We start from the raw sequence: 19,413 nt of genomic DNA on the forward strand, positions 1-19,413 counted from the left end.
CCGCCGTCCCGACCCCGACGACCGCGATCACCCAGACCAGGCCCAGCCCGGTCCGCAGGTCGAAGCCGGCGAACCCGTGCCGGACGAACAGCGCGATGCCCGCCACCGCCAGCAGCGCTCCGCCGGTGGACCCGGCGACGACCGGCCCGCGGATCTTGGTGAGCAGGAAGAGCGCGATGGTCGGCAGCACGATCGCCGGACCGCCCGGGTTGCCGGACGCGTAGTAGCCGAGCGTCAGCGCGGACGTGAGCAGGAAGATCGTCATCGGGAAGCGGTGCACGATCAGCAGCGGCACCGCGATGGCGACCAGCCACAAAACCCCGGTCGAGGTCAGCTGTGGCGCGCCCGGCTGCCAGCGCGAGGCGCCGCTCGTGGCGCCGAGGACGAACCCCAGCGGCAGCACCACGCGCAGCACGCGGCCCACCCAGGGACTCCACGGATACCGTTCCTTCAGCAGCACAGGACGAAAGCTACCCGGGGCGGGGGCGTGTCGCGTCCGTTCAAAAGCGGCTTCCCGGCTACGCCGCGTGCGGTAGCCGCCGCAGGACCGAGACCATCATCAGCACCCCGCCGGCCACCTGCACGGCCAGCACCGCCGCGTGGTCGGCGGATCCCATGGTGAACGCGGCGAACAGGCCCCACGCCCCGGTGCCCGCCATCGCCCCGGCGCCGGTCCACACCAGCACCAGCCGCGGCCAGAACCGCCCTCGCGAAACGTTCGCCAGCGCGAGAACGGCGAGGAGGATGAGCACGGCGATCACGATGTCCTGGCCACGAGCGGCGATGCCGCCGGAGCCGAACGCCCAGATCGTGTGGAAGGCCGCGCAGACGAGTGCGGCGACGATGCCCAGCACACCCGACGCGCCGATGGTCCCCGGCTTCACGGTGCCGGTGACGACGAACCACCAGCGATCGCGGGCGTAGAGCACGAACGCGGTCAGCAGCAGGATCCCCTGCCAGGCGAAACCGCCGTAGACGACGGCCCAGACCCAGTTCTCCAGCGGCATTTCGGCCAGTTGAGCGGTCGACAGGTCGGCGACGATCACCGGGATGTCCAGCACGATCGGCGCGAGCAGCCCGGTGCCGATCCAGATCGGGAACAGGACGAGCGGCGCGGGGATCCGCCGTCCCCAGGAGTAGGTGAACGCCAGCGCCAGCACCACCGCGACGACGTCCATCCCGCCGGTCGCCAGATTCGCCAGCAACATCAGGTCCGAGTCCACAAAGGACGGATCTCGGAGGCCGAGGTTGCCTCCGGTGACCCAGGACGCCTTCAACGTCAGGTACGGGAGCGTGCCGAGGATCGCCGCGTAACAGACGATCAGGCGAGCGCTGGAGATCTTGGGTGGAGCCATCGCTACGGTCATGCACTCAGCGTCGGCGTTCACATCGCGGAAAGGCTCCCTCGCGAGCCTGGTCCGCCTCCCCCTTCAGAAGGAGCTGGGCAGTTTCGCCGCGGTCTCTTCGTCCGCCGGGGTCAGCGTCGCCAGGGAGATCTCGGAACGCCGTCCGAGATACAGGTACGAGAACTCGAACCGCAGCAGGCCGACGTCGGGATGCAGGTATCGCTTGAGCACGATCCGTTCGGTGGAGACGTCGTGTTCCTTCCACATCCGCTCGAACAGCTCGGACTCCTGCCGCAGGCGTTTGACCAGGTTCTTCCACGCCGGTTCGGCGAGGTGCTCGGCCATCGCGGCGCGGAAACCGGCGACCACGCGGGGCAGGTTGAGCTCCCAGTCCGGGAGCCTGCGGCGCCACTCGGGATTGGTCAGGCACTGGATGAGCGTGTTGCGCTCCTCGAACGGGATGTCGTCGAGGCCGCCCATCAGCCAGTCGTAGGCGCGGTTGTAGGCGAGGATGTCGCACCGCGCGTTGCGCACGCAGACCGGGAACGGCTCCAGTTTGTTCATCATCCGGTGGATGTTCTGGCTGAGGAGCTTGCAGTCCTTCTCCAGCGGCGGTTCGGGCGCGCCGGCGAGGGTGAACAGATGCGTGTGCTCGTACGGATCCAGTCGCAGGGTGCGGGAGATCGCGTCCAGCACCTGCTCGGACGCGTTGATGTCCCGGCCCTGTTCGAGCCACGTGTACCAGGTGACCCCGACCCCGGCCAGCTGCGCGACCTCCTCGCGCCGCAGTCCCGGCGTGCGGCGCCTGCCGCTGATCGGCAGGCCGACCTGATCCGGGGTGATGCGCTCGCGGCGGCTGCGCAGGAACGCGGCCAGCTCGTGCCGCCGCACCTCGGCCACTCGCGAATCGACGGTCATGGTCACCTCATCAGGTTCGCAAAGCTCGAAGCCGGTTACCAGGTAGTGGTGGTACCAGGATAAACACACTCCTGGTACCAGGGTCACGATCGGCTGATCGTGGTACTCATGACTTCGACGCAAGTTCCGGCGACGCCCGCACGCGTCGCCGCAGGCCCGGCCCTGACTTCGGCGGGCCTGGTCACCGTGCTGCTGGGGGCGGCACTTCCGCTCATCGACTTCTTCATCGTCAACATCGCCCTGCCCGCGATCGGTTCGGACCTCCGCACGTCTTCGGCCACCTTGGAACTGGTGGTCGCGGCCTACGGGATCGCCTACGCCGTCCTGCTCGTCGTCGGCGGACGGCTCGGCGACGCCTTCGGCCGCCGCAAGCTGTTCCTGATCGGGCTGACCGCGTTCACGTTCACCTCCCTGCTCTGCGGGATCGCGCCGACGGCGTTGACGCTGGTGCTGGCACGGGCCGCGCAGGGGGCGGCCGCCGCGCTGATGCTGCCGCAGGTGCTGTCGATCATCCAGGCGGCGACCACCGGCGAACGCCGCTCCAAGGCCCTCGGCCTCTACGGTGCGACAGCGGGGCTTTCGATGGTGCTGGGCCAGTTCCTCGGCGGGGCGCTGGTCGCCGCCGATCTCTGGGGTACCGGCTGGCGGCCGATCTTCCTGGTCAACGTCCCCGTCGGCCTCGTCGGTCTGGTGGTCGCGCGGCGGCTGATCCCGGAGAGCCGTTCGCGGAACCCGATCGGCATCGACCGTCCCGGCACCTTCTTCCTGGCGATCGCGCTGGTGTCGCTGCTGCTCCCGCTGGCGGAAGGACCGGTGCAGGGCTGGCCACTGTGGACGATCGCGTTGCTCGTGGTGTTCCCGTTCGCGGCGGCCGGATTCGTCCACGTCGAACGCCGGATGGAACGCCGGGGCGGTGTCCCGCTGCTGCCGCCGTCGGTGATGCGGATGCCGAGTGTGCGGCAAGGTCTGCTGGTCGGGGTGCCGTTCTTCATCGGGTTCAGCGCGTTCATGTTCGTGTTCGCGGTGACATTGCAGGACGGCCTGCACCTGGGGCCGTTCGGTTCCGGCCTGGTGACGGCGCCGCTTTCGCTCGCGTTCTTCGCGATGTGCCTGGTCAGCAGCCGCCTGGTGACGCGGTTCGGGCAGCGGGTCGTGGCCGCCGGTCTCTCGGTGCAGCTGCTCGGGCTGCTGGTGCTGATCGGGACCGTGCTGCTGGAATGGCCGAACCTGGGCGTGCTCGATTTCGCGCCGGGGATGCTGCTGTGCGGCCTCGGCCAGGGACTGGCGATGACGACGGTGTTCCGGATCGTGTTGTCGAAGGTGCCGCCGGAGATCGCCGGGGTCGGCAGCGGGATGCTGACGACGTCGCAGCAGGCCGCGATGGCGCTGGGCGTCGCGACGCTGGGGACGTTGTTCGCGTCCGCCGGTGCCGGGCCGCTCGGGATGAAGGGCGCGTTCGCGCTGGTCATCGGCATCCAGGCGGTGCTGACGGTCGGCGTGATCACGGTCGCGCGACGGCTGCCGGACCCGCGTGCCTGAGAAAGTTCGGTTTCACCCGTCGGAGTTGTGGCTCCCCGAGCGACGATGGGGATGTGACGGAACCACGGGTGCATCGGGACCCGGCCTTCGCGCTGCTTTCGCTGTACGAGACGGCGTTGCCGGAGGTCTACGGGTACCTGCTGTCCCGGTGCGGTGATCGCACCCTCGCCGAGGAATTGACGTCGGAGACGTTCCTCGGCGCGGTGAGGGCCTGTCGCAAGGAGCTCGCACCGCCGGTGAGCACCGGGTGGCTGATCGGCGTCGCCCGGCACAAACTCGCCGATCACTGGCGGCGCAAGGAACGCGAGGAACGCGGGCTGCGGCTCGTCCACGAAGAGGAGTACACCGATCCGTGGGACGAACGGCTGGACGCGCTGCTGGCACGCGAGGTGCTCGCGTCGCTCGGGGCGCATCACCAAGCCGCGTTGACGCTTCGCTACGTCGACGGCCTCCCGGTCCCGGAGGTCGCCGAGCATCTCGAGCGCACGGTGCACGCCACGGAGGCGTTGCTCGTGCGGGCCCGTGCCGCGTTCCGGCGGGCTTACCAGGAGAAGGAGGGTCGCGATGTCTGATCCATTCGACGCGCTTCGCGCGCCCTCGCAGCCTGTCGAGCCTGACCCGCTCTTCGCCGCCGAACTGCGTGACAACCTTCGTCGCGCCGTCCTGAACGGAGCCGAGATGACCGAAACACTCACCACCACCGATGCCGAAGTCCGCTCTTTGACGCCGTATCTCGTGGTGACGGACGCCCGCGCCGCGCTCGACTTCTACGTCGAGGTGTTCGGGGCGCGACGGCGGTCCGATCCGATCGTGATGGAGGACGGTCGCGTCGGGCACGCCGAACTGGCCATCGGGGACAGCGTGCTGATGTTCGCGGAGGAGTTTCCCGAACTGGGCATCGTCGTGGCGCCGGCCGGTGGCCCGCTGATCCGGGTCGAGGTCGCGGACGCGCATGCTTCGGCCGCGCGGGCCGTGGAGCTGGGCGGAGAGCTGCGGCGTCCCGTCGCGGACGAGGGCCACGGGCTGAGCGGGGAGATCAAGGACCCGTACGGCCAGCGGTGGCTCGTCGCGCAAGCGGCGCCTCGACCCGCTTCCGGCGCTACGCCGATCCGGCACGGCGAAGCGGGCTACTTCACCTTCCAGGTCCCGGACGACGAACGCGCGAAGGCGTTCTACGGCGCCGTTTTGGGCTGGCAGTTCTCACCCGGACGGGTCGAAGGCGGTTGGAGTGTCGAAGGTTCCGGCTTGCAGGGCGGGCTTTGGGGTGGTCCGGGGCGGCAGGTGGGCTGGAAGGTCATGTACGCCGTCGACGACCTCGCCGCCGCCCTCGACCGTGTCCGGGCCCAGGGCGGCCAGGCGGGTGAAACCGAACAGCAGCCCTACGGCCTGAGCGCCGAGTGCGTGGACAACCAGGGCATCGAATTCTGGCTCTGGGAACAGCCGCGCTCTTGAGTCACCTCCCCACCCCCCACCACTCCCAGGGGGGCGACCCCGAAGCCAGTCTATCGCCGATGGGGTCCGGGAGGCGGACGTGAGGCGGGTTGTCCACAGGTGGGAGCCATTGTGGACAACCGCTTGCCGTGAAGGCCTCCTTCCCTACCCTGAAAGTAGGGAAGGAGGCCTTCACGGCAAGAGAGTCAGCGGCCCGCCGCGTAGCCCTGCATGCCGCGCGCGTTGGCGGCGGCACGGAGCACGCCGCCGGACCGGGACACGGCCGAAAGCCGCCCGAGCGCCCAAGGTCCGGCGTCGACGACGGCGTGCCCGCGCTCGGCAAGTGCGTCCACTGTGGACTTACCGAGGCGTGACTCGACCACCAGTTCGCGCGGCGTCCACGAACGCGGATAGAACGAACTTGGGAACGCGGTGGTGTGCCACGCCGGCGAGTCGATCGACTCCTGGAGGTTCAGCCCGCCGAGCGTGTGCGCCAGCCAGAAACACAGCTGCCATTGGTCCTGCTGGTCGCCACCGGGCGTGCCGAACGCGAGCACCGGCTCGCCGTCCCGCAGGCCCATCGACGGCGAAAGCGTGATCCGCGGCCGCTTGCGTGGCGCCAGCGAATTCGGCAAACCCTGTTCCAGCCAGAACATCTGCCCACGCGAGTCGAGACAGAAACCGAGTTCCGGGATCGTCGGGCTCGACTGCAGCCAGCCACCCGACGGCGTCACCGAGATCATGTTCCCGGCCGCGTCGACGACGTCGATGTGCACAGTGTCGCCGCGGGTCTCGCCCAGCGGGCCGACCGTCGGCTCCCCCGTCGCACCGGAACCGGATTCCAGTCCGCGCAGCCTTTCGAGGATCGCGGGCAGCCGCGGCGAGGGTCCGCCGGGCCGCAGTTCGGCGGACGCCTCGTCGGTGATCAAGGCCCGGCGGGCGTCCGCGTACTCGCGGGAGATCAGCAGCTCGATCGGCACGTCGGGCGAATCGCCGTACCACGCCTCCCGGTCCGCGAACGCCAGCTTCGCCGCCTCGACGGCCAAGTGCACCGTGCGTTCGGTCGGGATTCCGTCCACATAGGACAACTCATCGCGCAGGCCGTCCAGCAGCCGAGCCTGCTGCAGCAACGCGGGACCTTGCGTCCAGGCGCCCATCTTCACCAGGCCCCAGTCGCCGAAGTCGACCTGCAGCGCGTCCTCGTACGTCGCTTCCCAGCCCGCGATGTCCTCGCCGGTGAGGAGACCTGCGTGATCGCGGCCGGAATCGTCGCGGAAAGCCTTGCGGCTGAATGCCTCGATGGCTTCGGCGACGAAACCTTGCGACCACGCGCGGCGCCCGGCGTCGATCTGCGCCTCGCGGCCGCCGGCCGACTCGGCCTCGGCGAGCAGCCGCTCCCAGGTGTCCGCGAGCGCCGGATTGCGGTGCAGGCCTTCGACCGGCTTGCCATCCCGCATCCAGAGCGCCGCGGACGTCGGCCAATGCTCGGTGAAGAGGTCCTGGACCGCGCGGATCGTGTCGCCGACCCGGCTGACCAGAGGAATCCCGTTGCGTGCGTAGGAAATCGCGTAGCCGAGGACATCGCGCAACGACTTCGTGCCGTGATCCCGCAGGAGCAGCAGCCAGCCGTCCCACGCGCCCGGGACAGTCGCGGGGAGCAAGCCGCTGCCGGGGATCAGATCGAGCCCGAGGTCCGCGAAGTATTCGGGCGTCGCAGCCGCGGGCGAGACTCCCTGACCCGCGAGGACTCTCGGAGTCCGGTCCGTCGCGGTGACGAAGATGCCGGGGACCTGCCCCGCCGGGCCGCACAGATGCGGCTCGGCGATCTGCAGGACGAATCCGGCCGCTACCGCCGCGTCGAAGGCGTTGCCGCCGTCTTCCAGCACCGCCATGCCGGTGGCCGAGGCCAGCCAGTGCGTCGATGCCACCATGCCGTGGGTGCCGGCCAGTTCCGGCCTGGTCGTGAACACGACGGTGATACTACGCTTTGCTAACTACTTTTTCAGTCCCAGCAGTTGAAGAGCACCTCGCCGATGAAATCGGGCCGCCAGCACTGGACGTCGTAGTGGTTCTTCCAGCGCGGTTCCGTGATGTCGATCGGCGCTTCGAGCTCGGCCCGGGAGTACAGGCGGTGCTCGGGAAGAAGCTCTCTCAAAACAGCCAGCAGTCCTGGCTCGTCGACGAAGGTGATCGATCCGTAGCCGATGGATGCGTCCGCGATGCCCACGATCTCCCGCCTTCCGCCCTCGTCCCTGTCCTGCGTCCACAACACCGCGACGGTCCGATGGCCATAAGCGATCTCGCCGGTTTCGAAGTTCCGTGCCACCTCGCCCGGCACGAACCGGACAACCTGGCCACGTGTTCGCCGGGCGGCCTCGTAACAGACCTTCCGGAACTCCTTCGCCTCCATCACCCAACGAAACTATCCCCCCGCGGCCACCGGGGCGTCATAGTTTTCCAGCGTCGCCGCGTTCGCCGCCCGCGACGTGATCCACGTGAACACCTTCGTCATCGGCCGCGAACCCAGCACCCGGTACAGGAAGTTCCGGTAGCCGACCATGAACCGCGTCTTCGGCGCGAGAAACGTGCCGATGCCGGCCGCCTGCTTCTGCGAGATCTTCACCGGACCGCGCAATTTCTCTTCGTACCGCGCGAAAGCGACCTCGTGGTCTCCGTGTGCCGCGGCGAGTTCCCCCGCCAGGATGTACGCGCCCATCATCGCGAGCCCGGTGCCCGATCCGCCCGGGCCCGCGCACCAGGCCGCGTCGCCGAGCAGCACGACCCGGCCCCGCGACCACTTGTCGAGGTGGATCTGGCTGAGCGAATCGAAGTACAGCGTCTCCGCACCCTGGAGGCTCTCCAGCAGCGTCGGGATTTCCCAGCCGAAGTCGGCATAGCGCTCGGCGAGGGCCTTCTTCTGCGCCTCGACGTCGCGTCGCTCCACCTCCAGTGACTCCGACGCGAAGACGAAACTGACATTGAGCGCCGAGCGATCGCGGCCGCTGGCGACCATGACCGTCCGGCCGGGGCCGCTGCAGATCTGGCCGAGGTGGTCGAGGTCGAGGTGATTGGGCGCGCTGAAGCCCGCGGTGTGGAAGCCGAGGTCGGTGCGGAACAGCTCTTCGCCACCGAACGTCAGCCGCCGCACGCCCGAGTGCAGCCCGTCCGCGCCGACGACCAGGTCGAATCTGCGTGACTCGCCGTGGGCGAAGCCGACGTCGACACCGTCCGAGACTTCGTCGAGCTTGGTGATCCAGTCGCCGAAGATGTACTCGACGTCGTCTTTCGTGTGGTCGTAGAGGATGCGCGTTAGATCTCCGCGCTCGATCTCGACTTCGCCGCTGAAGAAGACCGACGGCATCTGGGCGACCTTCTTGCCCCGCGTGTCGACGATGACCTGCTCGCCCATCGCGGTTTCCTTCGCGCGAATGTCCTCGAGGATCCCCATGCGCTCGAGCAGCGTCATCTGCTCGCCGCGGAAGTCGACCGCGCTGCCGCCTTCACGCAGAGCGGGCGCCCGTTCGACGACGGTCGGCGCGAAACCGCGCTCCCGCAGCCAGAAGGCGAGGGCCGGACCCGCGATACCGGCGCCGGAGATCAGAACGGTGGTCGTCATGGCTTGCTCCCTGGGTTCGTGGTGATGGGAGTGACCGTACGGCAGATTTGCACGCTTGGTCAAGCCGCTTGGTCAAACCAAATGGATAAACCGCGTGGTCTAGGATCGCGGGCATGGGTAATCGCGAGGACCTGATGGCGGGCGCCATCGAGTGTTTGAAGGAAAAAGGCTGGTCACGCACGACGGTGCGGGACATCGCGACGGCGGCGGGAGTCAGCCACGCGGCGATCGGCTACCACTTCGGATCGCGCGAAGCCCTGCTGCTCACGGCGTTCTCCCAGGCGATGGACGACTGGGGCAAGGAGATCCAGGCCGAGATGCGGGGTGCCGTCGACCCCAAAGCGTCACCGTCCGAGCAGTACGCGGCTTCGTGGCGCGCGATGATCGACTCGTACGGGCGCAACCGCCAGCTGTGGATTGCCTCGATCGAAGCGTTCGTGCAGTCCGAACATCACCCTGAGCTGCGGAAACAGCTCGCCGCCGCGCAGCGCGAGGGCCGCCGGGGGATGGCGGCGGGCATCCTCGGGATCGACGAGGACACCCTCACCGAGGCGGACGAACGCCGCATCGGCGCGGTCGCCACGGCCCTGAATTCGGGCGTGATGCTGCAGCACATGCTCGATCCGGAGAACGGCCCGACGGCCGAGGAGGTCGTGGACGGGCTGCTCAAGCTCGTTTCGCTGGTGTCATGAAACGGCGACCTTCCGCCGCAGCGCCGCCCGCGGCCGCCCGACCCCCTGCCACGACAGGCCCGCGTCCAGGATCTGGTGCGGGTCGAGGAGATTGCGCGTGTCGACGACCGAATCGCCGTCCATCTGCTCGGCCATATAGGTCCAGTCGAGCCGTTTGAACTCGTCCCATTCCGTCAGCACGACGACGGCGTCGGCGGCCTTCGCGACCTGGTACGGGTCGTCGACCACGGTCATGCCGTCGATATGCCCGCCGACGGCGGGGTCGTAGGCGGTCAGTTCCGCGCCGAGTGCGCCCAGCACGGACGCGACCGCGAGGGCGGGCGAGTCGCGCAGGTCGTTCGTCCCGGCTTTGAACGCCAGCCCGAGGACGCCGATCCGCGAACCGGCGAGCGTGCCGCCGACGGCGCCGGCGATCTTCGCGACGATGCGGTCCCGCTGCGCGATGTTCTCCTCGATCGCCGAGGTGAGCAGCGTGAAGTCGTACTGCACCGACTCGGCGACCTTCACCAGCGCGCTGGTGTCCTTCGGCAGGCACGAGCCGCCCCAGCCCGGTCCGGGTTTGAGGAACGAGCGGCCGATGCGCCGGTCGTAGCCCATGCCCTCGGTGACCAGGTCGATGTCGGCGCCGAGGCGTTCGCACAGTTCGGCGATCGAGTTCACATAGGACAGTTTCATCGCGAGGAAGCAGTTCGCCGCGTACTTCACCAGTTCCGCGCTGGCCGCGTCGGCGACGACGACCGGGGCGGCGAGGTCGGCGTAGAGATCGCCGACCCAGCGGGCGGCCGCGACGTCGTCCGAGCCGACGACGATCCGGTCGGGGCCGAGGAAATCCTCGACCGCGGTGCCCTCACGCAGGAACTCGGGGTTCGACACCACCGGCACGTCCGTGCGGCCGAGCATCGCCTGGATGCGCTTCGACGTCCCCACCGGAACGGTCGATTTGGTGATCAGCGCGCAGCCCGGCGGGATGACGTCGCCGATCTCGGCGGCGACGGCTTCGACCGCCCGCAGGTCCGCCGAGCCGCCCGCGCCCATCGGCGTTGGCACACAAAGGAAAACGGCCTCGGCGTCGCGAACGGCGTCGCGTGCGCCGACCACGAACTCGAGTCTCCCGCTGGTCAGTCCCCTCGACACCAGCTCGGACAATCCCGGCTCCAGGATGTCCACCCGTCCGGCGGAAAGCCTTGCGACCTTCGCCTGGTCGACATCGACGCAAGTGACTCGATGCCCCAGGCCGGCCAGGCAGGCCCCCGTGGTCAATCCGACGTAACCGGTCCCCACCACCACGATCCGAGCAGCGCTCATGCTGCTGAAGGTGACAGCCGGAGTTGACCTCCGAGCGAACGGAATGCTTCAGGCCCGAATACTCCTCACGACATGCTTCGCACCGGAGTGAGCCATCCCACCTGGGCCCGATGCGAACGAGCGTTAACCTATGAACGGTTGCCGACGAAAGGGAGAACATGCAGATCACCGATACCGCGGCGCTCGTCACGGGTGGCGCGTCCGGGCTCGGCGGCGCGACCGCGAAGGCGCTCGCCGCGAAGGGCGCGCGGGTCTTCGCGCTGGACCTCGCCGGCGCCATCGCCAACGCCGAGCAGATCGAGGGCATCACCTACGTCGAGGCGGACGTGACCGACCCGGAGCAGGTACGCGCCGCCGTCGCGACCGCGGCCGAGTCCGGGGTGCCGCTGCGGACCGTGGTGAACTGCGCCGGGATCGGGCCGTCCGCGCGGATCCTTTCGAAGAAGGGCCCGCACGACCTCGCCCTGTACGCGAAGGTCGTCCAGATCAACCTGATCGGCTCCTTCAACGTGCTGACGCTGGCCTCCGAGGCCATCGCCAAGACCGAGCCGCTGGCCGACAACGCGCGCGGCGTCATCATCAACACCGCGTCGGTCGCCGCCTTCGACGGCCAGATCGGGCAGGTCGCGTACTCGTCGTCCAAGGGCGGCATCGTCGGGATGACCCTGCCCGCCGCGCGCGACCTCGCGTCGCACGGGATCCGCGTGCTGACCATCGCGCCGGGCATCGTCGACACCCCGATGCTGGCGACGGTGAGCGAGGAGTTCCGCGCTTCGCTGGCCGAGGGCGTGCCGTTCCCGAAGCGGCTCGCGCGGCCGGACGAGTACGCGCAGCTCGCGCTGTCGCTGATCGACCACGACTACCTGAACGGCGAGGTCATCCGGATGGACGGCTCGCTGCGCATGGCTCCTCGCTGACGGATGTCAGGAAAGGGCCGTTCCTGACGGAAAACGTCAGGAACGGCCCTTTCATGACATTTCAGGAGCGGGTGAGGCGGACGTCCAGGCTGATGCCCGACGTAGTGATCTCGCACGTCCGGAACGCGGTTTCGGCGACCAGCCCGCCGAAGTCGACCGGCGTGTACGCCCGCCGCCGCAGCCCGGTGAGCGCCTGCCGCACACCGAGAGCCGCCAGCTTCCCGAGCTTCATGCTCTCCACCTCGCGCACGATGTCGCCATCGGTCGAGTCGCGGTTCATGTCCTGCACCACGGCCGTCCCGCCCGGGCGCAGCACGCGGTACATCTCGTCGAGTGCCTTCACCGGCCACACGAAGTTCTTGAACGCCGCCTGGCACACGACGAAGTCGAACGACTCGTCGTCGAACGGCATGGCCGCGACATCGCCCTCGCGAAACGAGACCTCGACGCCTTCAGCCCGCGCGTATTCGCTCGCGATCTCGACGAACGTCGGTGCGACGTCGAGGCCGGTGACGGAGAACCCGAGCCGCGCGAGTTCGACGGCGAAGTAGCCGGGGCCGAAGGCGACCTCGAGGATCTTCGCGCCTTCCGGCAGGTCCGCGGTGAGTTCGCGCGCCTGCCGCCGCCAGTGTTCGATCTGCGGTCCGGTGCCGCGCTGCCGGGCGTAGTTCCGCGCCAGCGCGCCGCCCATCTCCGGCAAGATCTTGAACCGTTTCCTGTCCTTGATGTTCGACATGTCTCTCCAGGTTGTTCGCCCGGAGCCCGGTTATCCTCGAAGTGCCGTCTCGTGGCCGGGTTCCGGTTGCGGGATCGTCGCCCCGGCGGGGTGCTGCAACACCTCGCCGGGGCTCTTTCAACTGCGAGTACTCCCCCTTTCCGCCAGCATGGCCCGCCACTGCGCGAGCCCCGGCATCGAGCCGGAAGTCAGTTCCCCGAGGATCGAGCGGACCCATTCGGCCTCGGCGACCCGGATCGCCAGGTGGTACTCGGTTTCGAGCAGCACCAGCCGCGGGATCTCTTCGAGGAGCCGCGTCAGCTCCGCTCGCGTCGAGGCGATGTCCTCCTCCAGCGCCGCCAGCCGGGTGCGGAACAGGGCGACCACCTCGTCCGGCCCGAGCCACCCCATCACCGACAGCCCGGCGACGAACTTCGGCTCCTCCGGCGCGAGCTCGCCCAGGAGCTCACGCAGCCAGTCGAGCATTTCGTCACGGCCGGCGTCGGTGATCCGGTACACCGTGCGCTCGGGTCGGGCGCCGTCGCGACCGCTCTCCGCGGCCTCGATGAAACCGTGTTTCCGCAGGTTGCCGACGACCGTGTAGAAGGAACCCCATTTGATCCCCATGTCGCGGTCCTTGCCGCGGCTCTTCAGGACCGAGGCCATTTCGTACGGATGCATCGGGCGCTCGTTCAGCGTGGACAGGATCGCCAGCGCGAGCAGATTCCCGACCTTGCGCCGCTTCACCGCGCCTCCTCGTGGACGAGTACTCGTCAACGAGTATCCACAGGGCCGCGAGTGATCGCAAGCTCGGCGAGAGCCGGGATCAGAGGTCGTTCATGTACGGCACGGACGTCTGCGCGTGGTCGGTCATCCAGTTCCGCAGCGCGTGCGTGGCCAGGACGTCGTCCTCGTTGTAGCGAAGGAGACGCTCCCGCTGGACGTCGTCGGGGACACCGCCGTCCATGCCGACGGCGTCGCGGTACCACCGCATCGACGCCTCGCCGCCCGCTTCCGGATCGCGCCACGCGAACCCGGCGACCGGGGCGATGACCTTGAGCCCCTTGCCGTGCGAGCACAGGAACTGGTCGGTGACGCTGCGGAAGAGGTCGATCCACTCCTCGGAGTCCACAAAGGACGCGATCTCGGCCTTCTTGGGGACACCGGGGTAGTCGCCGAACCGGCTCGCGGAGCCGAAGAGCCAGCGGTTCTCGGCGAGCGCGTTGTAGCAGTAGGCGCGGAAGGTCAGGCCCGCGGCGAGCGTGCGCTCGCGGACTTCGGTGAACCAGGCCCAGAACTCCGCGAACGACCGGGCCTCGTCGGCGGTCGGCAGCGGCTCCCAGGTCGCGAACGCCCGGTAGCCCTGCTCCATCCCGATGTCGGCGCCGGTCAGCAGCGAACCCCACAGGTACGCGCCGGAATCACCGAAACTCTCCATGTCGACGTCGACCTCGACGTCGCCGCGCGGGACCTCGACGCGGTCGACCTTGCGCACCATCGTGAGATCGGCGAGCCAGGCGCGCGCCAGGATGATCGAGTCGGCGAAGGTGCCGCCGGTCCAGTTCATCGGCGGGGGCTCGTCGGCCGGGTCGAGCGCGGCCAGCTTGTCCACTGTGGACACCCCGGCGCGGCGCAGTTCCATCGCGTCCTCGCCGCGGACGACCAGGCTGACGTCGCGGGTTTCGGTGAGCACGACCTCGCACGTCGGCCACCAGGGGCAGCGCCGGCATTCGAGGACGCGGGAAGGCTCGGCGAGCGGCTCGTCCCCTTCGGCGGCGGCGGTCGCGATGGCGAGCCTGTCGGCGAAGCGGCTCTGGTACTCCGTCAGCGCGCTTCGGCCGCCAGGCCAGGTGGCCGCGGACAGGTCATGCCAGACGACGACGTCCGCGTCGAGCCCGATGACGCCGCCGACGGCGCGGTGTCCTTCGTGCTTTCCGAGCGCTTCGAGCATCCGATAGAGGTGGGCGAGCCGCATCTGGTCGCGCGGCTGAGAGCGGACCTTTCGCGCCGCGTCGGGCAGCCGGTTCGCCGGATCGAGGTCGGTCATCACGGTGGTCGGCGCGCCCGCGCCGCGATCGGTGATGCGGTGCCGCACGACCAGCACCGGCACGTAGCCGTCGCCGGTGTTGACCAGGAGTTCGGAGCCGCCACGCCGATGACCGGCGCGATCCACCGGGAGCAGCGCGCCCCAGATGTAGCGCGCTTCGGCGGCGAAGGCCTCTTCGGTGAGCTGCACGCGCTCGGCGGCAGGGAGGTCGCGAGGGATCTTGACCCAGGTCGCATCGGGTCCGGTCGCGTCCATGAGCCGCTGCACGATCGCGTCGCGATGTGCTGAGGCGTCGGCGATCCGCTGCTGCGCGGCGGGGTCGGGCGGGGCGAGCGGGACCTCGCGCATCGCCGGATCGTGTTCCAGGTGCACGCGACGCCGGCAGCGGCTCACCGCTCCCGCATCCAGTAGCACCTCGTTACTCACGGACAACACTCTAGAAGGCCACCGGCAAGCCGACATGCCCGCCACATCGGGGACCAGTAAGTTCGTCAGTGACACAGCGTGGGAGGTGCCATGGCGCGCAAGGCCAAAGCCGTCGAGGGCGAAGGCAGGTTTACCCCGAAGAAGGCGAAGAACGCCGTCGCGGTGGCCAAAGTGGTCGGACCGGCCGTACTGCCGGTGATCGCGCCGTACGCCGTTCGAGCGGCGGGCGCCGCACGAGAGCTATACGACCGTTATCAAGCGAAGAAGCTCGGCGTCGCCGTCGACCAGCTCGGCGAGTTCAGCGGACGCGGTGCCGCGCTGCACGCGCGGATCGCGGGGCTGACGCAGGGGCTCGCGGAGCTGAAGAGGTCCGCGAAGGCGACAGACGCCGACGCGGCCTTCGCGAAGGACACGCAGGGGACGCTGGAGCAGCTTTCGGCGACCGTTCGTGCTTCGGAGCGGATGCCCGCCGCACGGCGGAAGGCGGCGCACCGGGCCGTGGCCGGGGAGCTGGACCAGCTGGAGGGGAAGCTGCTGCACCGGCTGGGGATCTGAGCCTCACCGGATGTCATGAAAGGGCCGTTCAGGACATATTTCGTCCTGAACGGCCCTTTCATGACATATCCGGGGCTAGGAGATGAACCCCTTCTTCTTCATCCATTCGTAGGCGACCTCGCCCTGGTCACGACCGTCGACGTCGACCTGCTTGCACAGCTCGATCATCTGCTTGTTGTCGAGGGCGGCGGCGACGGTTTCCAGTGGTCCGCGCAGTTCCGGGTGCTGGTTCAGGAATTCCGTCCGCAACGTCGGCACGGCGTTGTACTGCGGGAACGCCTTCTTGTCGTCTTCGAGGACGCGAAGGTTCAGCCCGGCGATCCGGCCGTCGGTCGTGAAGATCTCGCCGATCGGGCAGGTCCCGCTCGCCACGGCCGAGTAGATCGTCCCGATGCCGAAGTTCTTGATCACCGGATTCTGGAACCCGTACGCCCGCACGGCGGCGGGGAAACCGTCCTGGCGGCTGGTGAATTCGGTCTCCAGGCAGAACACGTTCTGGTCCGGTTTCCGCTTCAGGAACTCCGCCAGATCCGACGTCGTCTTCAGGTTGTTCGCCGCGCCGTAGGCCTCGGTGACCGCGAAGGCGTACTGGTCGTTGAGCGGCGAGTAATTCAGCCAGGTGACGCCGAATTTCGCCTCGTCGGCCGCCTTCGTGGCTTCGTACTGGGCCTGTTCCCCGCCGGGGACGGGGAGTTCGTTGCCCTGGTAGTTGATCCAGCCGGTGCCGGTGTACTCCCAGGTGACGTCGGTCTGGCCGGCGAGCAGCGCCTGCCGCGACGAGTTCGAGCCCTTGATGTCGGTCAGGTCGACGACGTCCGCGCCCGCGGCGGAAAGCGCCATCTCGGCCATGTAGCCCAGGATGATGTTCTCGGTGAAATCCTTCGAGCCCACCGTCACCTTGACGCCCTTGAGCGACTCGACGGGCTGGATGGAACCGGGTTCGATCTTGTACGGCAGCGCGGTGTTGACCTCGAGCCCGCACGCGGAAAGCGTGCCGCACAACAGGACCGCGCCCAGGATCGCTTTGAGTCGCATTGTCAGCGCAGTCCCTTCGGTCCGAAGAACTGTTCCGCCACCGCGCCGAGCCAGTCCACCAGCAGCGCCAGTGCGACGGCGAGCACCGAGCCGGTGATCAGCACCTTCGTCAGGTTGAGCTTGTAGCCGGTGTCGATCAGCAGGCCGAACCCGCCGGCGTTGACGAACATGCCGAAGGTCGCCGTGCCGACGGCCAGCACCAGCGAGGTCCGCAGACCGGCCAGGATCAGCGGGATCGCCAGCGGGAATTCGACCCGCCACAGCACCCCGGAGGCCGACATGCCGATCCCGCGGCCGGCGTCGATCAGCGACGGATCGACCTGCTGCAGGCCGACCATCGTGTTCCGCAGCACCGGAAGCAGCGAGTAGAACGCCAGCGGCAGCGCGGCGACCCACAGCCCGCCGGTGGCGCCGGTGACGATGAACCACAGCACCAGCACACCCAGCGCGGGCGCGGCCTGGCCGATGTTCGCGACCGCCAGGAAGACCGGCGCCGCCCATTTCGCCCACGGCCGCGTCACGAGCACGCCGAGCGGTACCGCGACGGCGACCACGATCGCGGTGACCACGACGGTCATCGCCAGGTGGTCGCGCAGCGCGGCGAACAGCCCGGCGGCGTTGAGGGTCTCCTTCTCCGTCGCGGTGAGATCACTGCTGAACACCCAGATCAGCACCCCGGCGACGATCAGCAGCACCGCGGCGGGCTGGGCGAACAGCCGGACCCGCTCGGCGCTTCTCGACGAGGACTCGGTGGAGAACCCGGTATCGACGGCCGTCATGCGGTCACACCTTCCGCCGGGTTGTCGTCGGAGTGCTCCTCGCGTAGCTGCTGGATCGTCGCGATGACGGTGTCGAGCTCGATCGTCCCGGCGTATTCGCCGCGGGCGCCGGTCACCGGTACGCTGCCGCCCTCGGCGAGCATGGCTTCGAGCGCGTCCTGCAGCGTCGACTGGAGGCTGACGTAGTCACGCAGCGGTTTGCCCGCGGTCGACAGCGACGTCGCCTTGGTCAGCTCGCGGACGTGCACCCACCGCATCGGACGACGCCGCTGGTCGAGCACCAGCACGAAATGCTTGCGCTGCTGCGTCAGCTTGTCGCGCACCTCGGACGGCGACTCGCTCACCGTCGCCGTCAACGCGTCCTGCTTCAGCTCGACGTCGCGGACCCGCAGCAGCGTCAGCTGCTTCAGCGAGGCACCGGCGCCGACGAAACCGGCGACCGTGTCGTCGGCCGGGTTCGCGAGGATCGCGTCCGGGGTGTCGTACTGCAGGATCCGCGACTGGTTGCCGAGCACCGCGATCTTGTCGCCGAGCTTCACGGCCTCGTCGAAGTCGTGGGTGACGAAGACGATCGTCTTCTTCAGCTCGGTCTGCAGCCGCAGCAGTTCGTCCTGCAGGTTGCCGCGGGTGATCGGGTCGACCGCGCCGAACGGCTCGTCCATCAGCAGCACCGGCGGATCCGCCGCGAGCGCCCGCGCGACGCCGACCCGCTGCTGCTGCCCACCGGACAGCTGACGCGGGAACCGGTCGCGGAAATCGGCCGGGTCCAGCCCGACCAGGTCCATCATCTCCTCGACCCGGTCGTCGACCTTCTTCTTGTCCCAGCCGAGCAGCCCGGGCACCACGGCGATGTTCTGCGCGACGGTGAAATGCGGGAAGAGCCCGGCCTGCTGGATCGCGTAGCCGATGCGGCGGCGCAGGGTGTCGACGTCGAGCTTCAGCGCGTCGTCGCCGCCGATGGTGATCCGGCCCGACGTCGGCTCGATCAGCCGGTTGATCATGCGCATGGTCGTGGTCTTGCCGCAGCCGGACGGGCCGACGAAGACCACGATCTTGCCCGCGGGCACCACCATCGAGAAGTCGTCGACCGCGGGCTCACGGGTGCCGGGGTAGCGCTTCGTGACGTTCTCCAGCTCGATCTCGACGCCGGATACGGTTTCGGACTCAGCCACGGACACCCCTAGAGACGGTCAAACGGTTGATCAGGACGTAAACGGCGTCGAGGACCAGTGCGAGGACGACCACGCCGAGCGTCCCGGTCAGTGCCTGGTTTAGGGAGTTCGTGCTCCCCGCGTTGGTGAGGCCGGAGAAGACCTCCGAGCCGAGGCCGGGGCCCTTCGCGTAGGCCGCGATGACCGCGATACCCATGAGCATCTGCGTCGCGACCCGCATGCCGGCGAGGATCGCGGGCCAGGCGAGCCGCAGCTCCACCCTGGTCAGCACGCCGAACCGGCTCATGCCGATTCCGCGTGCCGCGTCGCTGACCGCCGGATCGACGCCGCTCAGCCCGACGATCGTGTTCCGCACGATCGGCAGCAGCGCGTAGAGCACGAGCGCGATGACCGTGGTGTTCGCGCCGAGGCCGAACACCGGGATGAGGAGCCCCAGGAGGGCGAAGGAGGGGACGGTGAGGATCGTGCTCGCCAGCGCCGTGGCCACGGCCGAACCGATCGGGCTGCGGTAGACGGCGACGCCGATCACCACGCCGAGGACGGCGGCCAGGATCGTGCACTGCACGACCGCGCTGACATGGAGGAGCCCTTGGAGGGCGAGTCTGTCCCACCGATCCGAGATGTACTCGAAGAGATTCATCGCGTGCTGGTTCTCCCGCCGCCTCGGGTGAGCCTCCTCACCCATTCGGAGTAGCTGTATCGGGAGCCTGACTACCCAAAACCCGCGCGGTCAAACCCCTGTTTACCGCCTTTTATCCCGCCAACCTGCCCGATCCGGCCTGATCGGGCAAACGCAGGCGGTGTCTTTCCCACTGCTCAGCAGCCGGGAGGAGATCGACCACCCGGACGTACGTCGAATACTCTTCACCCGTGAGTAAAGGCGGCCATCACCGAAGCGCGTTACGCGTGGTGCGTGGTGC

19 protein-coding genes and 1 pseudogene are annotated in these 19,413 nt (G+C 68.7%); 6 read left to right on the plus strand and 14 right to left on the minus strand.

The window, feature by feature from the left end:
* From ED92_RS05645 to ED92_RS05655, 3 genes and pseudogenes are all read right to left on the minus strand, one after another.
* A pseudogene (locus ED92_RS05645) lies at positions 1 to 460 on the minus strand (sensor histidine kinase); the annotation flags it as partial.
* Positions 461 to 518: 58 nt separating this feature from the next.
* Positions 519 to 1,367: a hypothetical protein gene (locus tag ED92_RS05650; RefSeq protein WP_235213201.1), complete on the minus strand. Its 849-nt coding sequence runs from the start codon at positions 1,365 to 1,367 to the stop codon at positions 519 to 521.
* Between the two features lie 63 nt (positions 1,368 to 1,430).
* Complete coding sequence (locus tag ED92_RS05655) at positions 1,431 to 2,264, minus strand: helix-turn-helix transcriptional regulator (protein WP_125731480.1); 834 nt, start codon at positions 2,262 to 2,264, stop codon at positions 1,431 to 1,433.
* Between the two features lie 108 nt (positions 2,265 to 2,372).
* Between ED92_RS05655 and ED92_RS05660 the strand changes: the two genes are divergently transcribed.
* Genes ED92_RS05660 through ED92_RS05670 form a run of 3 tightly spaced genes read left to right on the plus strand, consistent with a single transcriptional unit; the run spans position 2,373 to position 5,255 of the window.
* Positions 2,373 to 3,803: an MFS transporter gene (locus ED92_RS05660; protein ID WP_037333760.1), complete on the plus strand. Its 1,431-nt coding sequence runs from the start codon at positions 2,373 to 2,375 to the stop codon at positions 3,801 to 3,803.
* A gap of 53 nt (positions 3,804 to 3,856) precedes the next feature.
* Positions 3,857 to 4,375 carry an RNA polymerase sigma factor gene (locus ED92_RS05665; RefSeq protein WP_037333763.1) on the plus strand — a complete coding sequence of 173 codons (519 nt, stop codon included), beginning with the start codon at positions 3,857 to 3,859 and terminating at the stop codon, positions 4,373 to 4,375.
* Positions 4,368 to 5,255 (plus strand): VOC family protein, encoded by an 888-nt coding sequence (locus tag ED92_RS05670; protein WP_037333767.1) that lies wholly within the window; start codon positions 4,368 to 4,370, stop codon positions 5,253 to 5,255. Before ED92_RS05665 ends, ED92_RS05670 begins: the two co-directional genes overlap by 8 nt.
* Before the next feature lie 185 nt (positions 5,256 to 5,440).
* On the opposite strand, the gene ED92_RS05675 is transcribed toward ED92_RS05670, so the two are convergent.
* Genes ED92_RS05675 through ED92_RS05685 form a run of 3 tightly spaced genes read right to left on the minus strand, consistent with a single transcriptional unit; the run spans position 5,441 to position 8,850 of the window.
* Positions 5,441 to 7,204, minus strand: a complete 1,764-nt coding sequence (locus ED92_RS05675) for a gamma-glutamyltransferase family protein (RefSeq protein WP_037333770.1) — start codon at positions 7,202 to 7,204, stop codon at positions 5,441 to 5,443.
* A gap of 32 nt (positions 7,205 to 7,236) precedes the next feature.
* Positions 7,237 to 7,644 (minus strand): hypothetical protein, encoded by a 408-nt coding sequence (locus tag ED92_RS05680; protein ID WP_235213234.1) that lies wholly within the window; start codon positions 7,642 to 7,644, stop codon positions 7,237 to 7,239.
* 12 nt (positions 7,645 to 7,656) lie between these two features.
* Positions 7,657 to 8,850 (minus strand): FAD-dependent monooxygenase, encoded by a 1,194-nt coding sequence (locus tag ED92_RS05685; RefSeq protein ID WP_037333776.1) that lies wholly within the window; start codon positions 8,848 to 8,850, stop codon positions 7,657 to 7,659.
* A 113-nt stretch (positions 8,851 to 8,963) separates the two neighbouring features.
* Between ED92_RS05685 and ED92_RS05690 the strand changes: the two genes are divergently transcribed.
* Positions 8,964 to 9,542, plus strand: coding sequence for a TetR/AcrR family transcriptional regulator (locus ED92_RS05690; RefSeq protein WP_037333778.1), 579 nt, complete (start codon positions 8,964 to 8,966; stop codon positions 9,540 to 9,542).
* On the opposite strand, the gene ED92_RS05695 is transcribed toward ED92_RS05690, so the two are convergent.
* Positions 9,537 to 10,847 carry a UDP-glucose/GDP-mannose dehydrogenase family protein gene (locus tag ED92_RS05695; protein WP_081975701.1) on the minus strand — a complete coding sequence of 437 codons (1,311 nt, stop codon included), beginning with the start codon at positions 10,845 to 10,847 and terminating at the stop codon, positions 9,537 to 9,539. The genes ED92_RS05690 and ED92_RS05695 overlap by 6 nt on opposite strands.
* 158 nt (positions 10,848 to 11,005) lie before the next feature.
* Between ED92_RS05695 and ED92_RS05700 the strand changes: the two genes are divergently transcribed.
* Entirely contained in the window at positions 11,006 to 11,764 is a 759-nt protein-coding gene (locus ED92_RS05700; protein ID WP_037333780.1) for an SDR family NAD(P)-dependent oxidoreductase, read from the plus strand.
* 61 nt (positions 11,765 to 11,825) lie between these two features.
* Here the strand turns inward: ED92_RS05700 and ED92_RS05705 are convergent, their stop codons facing one another.
* The 3 genes from ED92_RS05705 to ED92_RS05715 form a co-directional block, all read right to left on the minus strand.
* Entirely contained in the window at positions 11,826 to 12,500 is a 675-nt protein-coding gene (locus ED92_RS05705) for a class I SAM-dependent methyltransferase (RefSeq protein WP_037333783.1), read from the minus strand.
* A 117-nt stretch (positions 12,501 to 12,617) separates the two neighbouring features.
* Positions 12,618 to 13,226, minus strand: a complete 609-nt coding sequence (locus ED92_RS05710) for a PadR family transcriptional regulator (RefSeq protein ID WP_037333786.1) — start codon at positions 13,224 to 13,226, stop codon at positions 12,618 to 12,620.
* Between the two features lie 79 nt (positions 13,227 to 13,305).
* Entirely contained in the window at positions 13,306 to 14,952 is a 1,647-nt protein-coding gene (locus tag ED92_RS05715) for a TM0106 family RecB-like putative nuclease (RefSeq protein WP_200882671.1), read from the minus strand.
* 90 nt (positions 14,953 to 15,042) lie between these two features.
* On the opposite strand from ED92_RS05715, the gene ED92_RS05720 reads away from it, so the two are divergent.
* Positions 15,043 to 15,507, plus strand: a complete 465-nt coding sequence (locus ED92_RS05720) for a DUF6474 family protein (RefSeq protein ID WP_037333793.1) — start codon at positions 15,043 to 15,045, stop codon at positions 15,505 to 15,507.
* 75 nt (positions 15,508 to 15,582) lie between these two features.
* On the opposite strand, the gene ED92_RS05725 is transcribed toward ED92_RS05720, so the two are convergent.
* From ED92_RS05725 to ED92_RS05740, 4 genes are read right to left on the minus strand one after another with little or no spacing between them, the layout of a single operon-like run.
* Positions 15,583 to 16,542 carry a glycine betaine ABC transporter substrate-binding protein gene (locus ED92_RS05725; protein ID WP_037333796.1) on the minus strand — a complete coding sequence of 320 codons (960 nt, stop codon included), beginning with the start codon at positions 16,540 to 16,542 and terminating at the stop codon, positions 15,583 to 15,585.
* 2 nt (positions 16,543 to 16,544) lie between these two features.
* Positions 16,545 to 17,321 (minus strand): ABC transporter permease, encoded by a 777-nt coding sequence (locus ED92_RS05730; RefSeq protein ID WP_037333798.1) that lies wholly within the window; start codon positions 17,319 to 17,321, stop codon positions 16,545 to 16,547.
* Complete coding sequence (locus tag ED92_RS05735) at positions 17,318 to 18,499, minus strand: ABC transporter ATP-binding protein (protein ID WP_369797374.1); 1,182 nt, start codon at positions 18,497 to 18,499, stop codon at positions 17,318 to 17,320. Before ED92_RS05735 ends, ED92_RS05730 begins: the two co-directional genes overlap by 4 nt.
* A complete protein-coding gene (locus ED92_RS05740; RefSeq protein WP_007030477.1) occupies positions 18,486 to 19,133 on the minus strand; it encodes an ABC transporter permease in 648 nt (215 codons plus the stop codon). Before ED92_RS05740 ends, ED92_RS05735 begins: the two co-directional genes overlap by 14 nt.
* Between the last annotated feature and the right edge of the window lie 280 nt (positions 19,134 to 19,413).

Origin of the sequence: Amycolatopsis sp. MJM2582, assembly GCF_000754115.1 — a bacterium.
Classification (GTDB): Bacteria; Actinomycetota; Actinomycetes; order Mycobacteriales; family Pseudonocardiaceae; genus Amycolatopsis; species Amycolatopsis japonica.

Coding starts and splice junctions, on each gene's coding strand:
- ED92_RS05650 (WP_235213201.1), bottom strand. CDS start 1,367: ATGACCGTAGCGATGGCTCCACCCAAGATCTCCAGCGCTCGCCTGATC.
- ED92_RS05655 (WP_125731480.1), bottom strand. CDS start 2,264: ATGACCGTCGATTCGCGAGTGGCCGAGGTGCGGCGGCACGAGCTGGCC.
- ED92_RS05660 (WP_037333760.1), top strand. CDS start 2,373: ATGACTTCGACGCAAGTTCCGGCGACGCCCGCACGCGTCGCCGCAGGC.
- ED92_RS05670 (WP_037333767.1), top strand. CDS start 4,368: ATGTCTGATCCATTCGACGCGCTTCGCGCGCCCTCGCAGCCTGTCGAG.
- ED92_RS05680 (WP_235213234.1), bottom strand. CDS start 7,644: ATGGAGGCGAAGGAGTTCCGGAAGGTCTGTTACGAGGCCGCCCGGCGA.
- ED92_RS05685 (WP_037333776.1), bottom strand. CDS start 8,850: ATGACGACCACCGTTCTGATCTCCGGCGCCGGTATCGCGGGTCCGGCC.
- ED92_RS05690 (WP_037333778.1), top strand. CDS start 8,964: ATGGGTAATCGCGAGGACCTGATGGCGGGCGCCATCGAGTGTTTGAAG.
- ED92_RS05695 (WP_081975701.1), bottom strand. CDS start 10,847: ATGAGCGCTGCTCGGATCGTGGTGGTGGGGACCGGTTACGTCGGATTG.
- ED92_RS05700 (WP_037333780.1), top strand. CDS start 11,006: ATGCAGATCACCGATACCGCGGCGCTCGTCACGGGTGGCGCGTCCGGG.
- ED92_RS05705 (WP_037333783.1), bottom strand. CDS start 12,500: ATGTCGAACATCAAGGACAGGAAACGGTTCAAGATCTTGCCGGAGATG.
- ED92_RS05720 (WP_037333793.1), top strand. CDS start 15,043: ATGGCGCGCAAGGCCAAAGCCGTCGAGGGCGAAGGCAGGTTTACCCCG.
- ED92_RS05725 (WP_037333796.1), bottom strand. CDS start 16,542: ATGCGACTCAAAGCGATCCTGGGCGCGGTCCTGTTGTGCGGCACGCTT.
- ED92_RS05730 (WP_037333798.1), bottom strand. CDS start 17,321: ATGACGGCCGTCGATACCGGGTTCTCCACCGAGTCCTCGTCGAGAAGC.
- ED92_RS05740 (WP_007030477.1), bottom strand. CDS start 19,133: ATGAATCTCTTCGAGTACATCTCGGATCGGTGGGACAGACTCGCCCTC.